Genomic DNA, 4,533 nt, shown 5'->3' on the forward strand with positions numbered 1-4,533 from the left:
CGGTCGTGAGGGCGCGGTGCCCGTCGCGGGCACGCTGCGGCGCGGCGAAGGATCCCTGCACCAGATGATCACCGCGGTCGCCCAGGTGTACGCCCAGGGCGTGGCCGTGGACTGGACGACCACGTTCCCGGACTCCGGCGCGCGCCGCGTCCAGCTCCCGACCTATGCCTTCCAGCATCAGCGCTTCTGGCCGCAGAGCGCCGGCGGGGCGACCGACGTCGGCGCCGCCGGGCTCACGGCAGCGGAGCATCCGTTGCTGGGGGCGATGCTGTCGTTGCCGCAGAACGACGAGGTGGTCTTCACCAGCAGGCTGTCGGTGCGAACGCATCCCTGGCTGGCAGACCACACTGTGCGCGACGCGGTGGTCTTCCCCGGCACCGGGTACGTGGAGCTGGCGATCCGCGCGGCCGACAGCGTCGGCTGCGACCGGCTCGACGAGCTCGTCCTTGAGGCGCCGCTCGTGCTGCCTGCTTCAGGTGGCGCGCAGGTGCAGGTGGTGGCCGGGGCGGACGACGCGGAACGGTACAGCGTCACGGTGTATGCGCGGGTGGACGGCGAGGAGACCTGGACTCGCCACGCGACCGGTGTCGTGAGCGCGTCTGCCGCCGACGACCGGGCCGATGACGCGTTCGAACCGCTCACCCGGGAATGGCCCGCCGCGGACGCCGCACCGCTGGAGACCGGGCAGTTCTACCAGCAGCTGGCCGACGACGGATTCCTGCGCTACGGCCCGGTGTTCCAGGGGCTGCGCAAGGCATGGCGGAGCGGGGACCGGATCCTTGCCGAGGTTGAGCTGCCGGAGTCCGCCCGCGCTTCGGCGGAGTCGTTCGGCATCCATCCGGCGCTGCTGGACGCGGCACTGCACACCACGGTCTTCGCCGGTCTCGACGCAGCCGAGCAGGGCGGCTTGCCGTTCAGCTTCACCGGCGTACGGCTGCGCGCCTCGGGTGCGTCGCGGCTGCGGGTCGTACTCACCCGGACCGGCCCGGACCAGGTCGCCGTCGCGGTCGCGGACAGCGCCGGCGCTCCTGTGCTGTCGATCGGGTCGCTGGCCGTGCGGGCGTTCGCCTCGGACAGCTTGACGGCCGGCGCCGGCGATGGGGCCGTGTTGCGGACGCAGTGGCTCGAGACCGGGCTCGGCGCGGGCGACCCGATGGACGACTGGGTCACCGTCGCCCCCCATGGCGCGGAGCACGCCGACCTGAGCGCGGTCGGTGCCGCGCTCGACAAGGGAAGGCCGGCGCCGGGAGCGGTCGTGCTGGCCGTGGCCGGCGGACCGGACTCGGTCGTTCGGTCCACGCACGAGCTCACCGGCTGGGTGCTGCGGCAGTTGCAGCACTGGCTGGGCGAGGCGAGGTTCGCGTCGATCCCGCTGGTGGTGTCGACCCGGGGCGCGGTGTCCGTGCATGCGGGCGAGCCGGTGACCGACCTGGCCGCGGCCGCGGTGTGGGGCCTCGTGCGGTCGGCGCAGTCGGAGAACCCGGACCGGATCGTGCTGGTCGACACCGGCACCGACGCGGACGCCGGCACCGGGCTCGACGCAGGTGCGCTGGGCGCGATCCTGGCGTCAGGCGAGCCGCAGTGGGCGGTACGCGGCGTGCGGTTGCACACCGCGCGGCTCGTCCGGGCCCGGCCGGCCGACGAACTGGTCGCACCGGCAGACGTGCCCTGGCGGCTGGACTCCACGGACAAGGGCATGTTTGAGAACCTGGTGCTCGCGCCGGCTCCCGAGTCGGCCGGTCCGCTCGCCCACGGGCAGGTTCGCGTCCAGGTCCACGCGGCGGGCCTCAACTTCCGCGATGTGCTCAACGCGCTCGACATGGTCAGCGACGTGCGCGCGACGGGCCCGCTGGGCAGTGAGGTCGCGGGTGTCGTCACGGAGGTCGGCCCCGGTGCGCCGGACCTGCGGCCCGGCGACCGGGTCATGGGCCTGGCGTTCGGCGCGTTCGGTCCGGTGGCGGTGACCGACCACCGGCTGCTGGCGAGGATCCCCGAGGGCTGGTCGTTCGCCACCGCGGCGTCGGTTCCCGTCGTGTTCCTGACCGCCTATTACGGGCTGCTGGATCTCGCCGGGCTGGAGCCCGGCGAGTCGGTGGTGGTCCATGCCGGCGCCGGCGGTGTCGGACTCGCGGCGATTCAGCTGGCACGCCACCGGGGCGCGGAGGTCTACGCCACGGCGAGCGAGGGCAAGTGGGGTGTTCTACGGGAATGGGGAGTCCCGGCCGAGCGGCTGGCGTCGTCCCGGGACCTCGACTTCCGTGCGCGTTTCCGGTCCGCTACCGCGGACCGGGGTGTGGACGTGGTCCTGAACTCGCTCGCGGGGGAGTTCGTGGACGCGTCGGTGGATCTGCTGGCTCCGGGCGGGCGGTTCCTGGAGATGGGCAAGACCGACATCCGATCGCCGGAGGACTTCCGCGACCGGTCGTTGAGCTACCGGGCCTTCGACCTGATGGAGGCCGGCGCCGACCGGATCCAGGAGATGCTGCGGGAGCTGACGGCGCTGTTCGAGGCCGGCGTGATCCGGCCGCTGCCGGTGGCGGCGTGGGATGTGCGCCGGGCACCGGAGGCGTTCCGGTTCATGAGCCAGGCCAGGCACGTCGGGAAGCTGGTGCTGACGGTCCCGCAGCCCCTGGCGCAGGGCGGCACCGTGCTGATCACCGGCGCCGGCGGTCTCGGTGGCGTGGTGGCGCGGCATCTGGTGACCGGGCACGGGGTGCGGAACCTGGTGCTCGTCAGCCGGCGCGGCGCCGCCGCGCCGGGCGCCGCGGAGCTGATCGCCGAGCTGGCGGGACAGGGGGCCCGGGCGACGTTCGCCGCCTGCGATCTGACCGACAGGCGGGCGCTGGCCGCGGTGGTCGACGCCGTGGCACCGGAGCATCCGCTGACCGCCGTCGTGCACACAGCGGGGATCCTGGAGGACGGGATCATCGGCTCGCTGTCGCAGGAGCAGCTCGATCGGGTGCTGGCGCCGAAGGTCGACGCGGTCTGGAACCTGCACGAACTGACCCGCGCGCACGACCTGTCCCGGTTCGTGGTGTTCTCGTCGCTGGCCGGACACGTCGGGAACAGCGGGCAGGGCAACTACGCGGCGGGCAATGTGTTCCTCGACAGCCTGATGGCGCGCCGCCGCGCCGAGGGGCTGCCCGGGCAGTCGATGGCCTGGGGCGCCTGGACGACCGACGTCGGCCTGGTGGGGACCCTGTCCGATACGGATCTGCGCCGCATCGCCCGGTCGGCGATGCCGCCGCTGGGTGTGGAGCAGGGCATGAACCTGTTCGACCGGGCGTGGGACTCGGGCGCCGCGGTGCTGGGGCTGGCCCGGCTCGACGTCCGGGCGCTGCGCGCCCAGCGGGACATCGCGCCGCTGTGGCGGTCGCTGGCCGGCAACGCGGCGCGGCGTTCCGCCGACAACACGCAGGGCGGACGCGACGGCTTGGCGCGGCAGCTCACCGGGATGTCCACTGCGGAAGGGCTGGCGACCCTCGTCGAGCTGGTCCGCGAGGCCGCGGCAGCGGTGCTCGGCCACGCGTCGAGCACGCAGATCGACACCGCGCAGCCGTTCACCGAGCTGGGCTTCGACTCGCTGACCGCGGTCGAGCTGCGCAACCTGCTGCGGGCCAGGACCGGAGCGAGCCTGCCCGCGAGCCTGGTGTTCGACTATCCGACCGTCGGTCACGTCGCGAGGCATCTGGCGGGCGTGTTCGACGACACCCGGCCGGCCGGCCCGGCTCCGCTGCCGCGACCGGTCTCCGCCACCGACGACCCGATCGTCTTCGTCGGGATGGCGTGCCGCTTCCCCGGTGGGGTGGCGGATCCGGACGACCTCTGGCAGCTGGTCGCCGACGGAGCCGAGGGCATCACGCCGTTCCCCGCCGACCGCGGCTGGGACCTCGACGCGGCGCTCGGCGCCTCGGCGACGGGCGAAGGCGGCTTCCTGCCCGGCGTCGGCGACTTCGACGCGGCGTTCTTCCGGATCTCCCCGCGGGAGGCGCTGGCCACCGACCCGCAGCAGCGGCTGCTGCTCGAGACCTCCTGGGAGGCGCTGGAACGTGCCGGGATCGACCCGAACTCGCTGGCGGGCAGCCAGACAGGGGTGTTCGTCGGCGCGTATCACATGGGGTACAGCGACCTGGTCGCCCGCGGCGGTGAACAACTGCAGGGCCACCAGATCACCGGTGCCGCGACCAGCGTCATCTCGGGCCGGGTGGCGTACACGCTCGGGCTGGAGGGTCCTGCGGTGAGTGTGGACACGGCGTGNCACCGGTGCCGCGACCAGCGTCATCTCGGGCCGGGTGGCGTACACGCTCGGGCTGGAGGGTCCTGCGGTGAGTGTGGACACGGCGTGCTCGTCGTCGCTGGTGTCGATGCATCTGGCGGCGCAGGCGTTGCGGTCGGGGGAGTGCTCGCTCGCCCTTGCCGGCGGCGTGTCCGTGATGGCGTCGGCCGACGCGTTCGCCTTGTTCACGATGCAGGGTGGCTTGGCGGCGGACGGCCGGTGCCGGTCGTTCTCGGATGACGCGGGTGGGACCGGGT

Annotated in this window: 2 pseudogenes; both read left to right on the forward strand. The window is 73.5% G+C overall.

Annotated elements, in window-relative coordinates:
- Positions 1 to 64: 64 nt before the first annotated feature.
- Positions 65 to 1,915, forward strand: a pseudogene (locus V7E46_RS34035) (polyketide synthase dehydratase domain-containing protein); the annotation flags it as partial.
- Positions 1,916 to 2,014: 99 nt separating this feature from the next.
- Positions 2,015 to 4,533, forward strand: a pseudogene (locus V7E46_RS34040) (type I polyketide synthase); the annotation flags it as partial.

This window comes from Streptomyces sp. IBSBF 2435 (genome assembly GCF_036815005.1).
Lineage (GTDB): Bacteria > Actinomycetota > Actinomycetes > Streptomycetales > Streptomycetaceae > Actinacidiphila.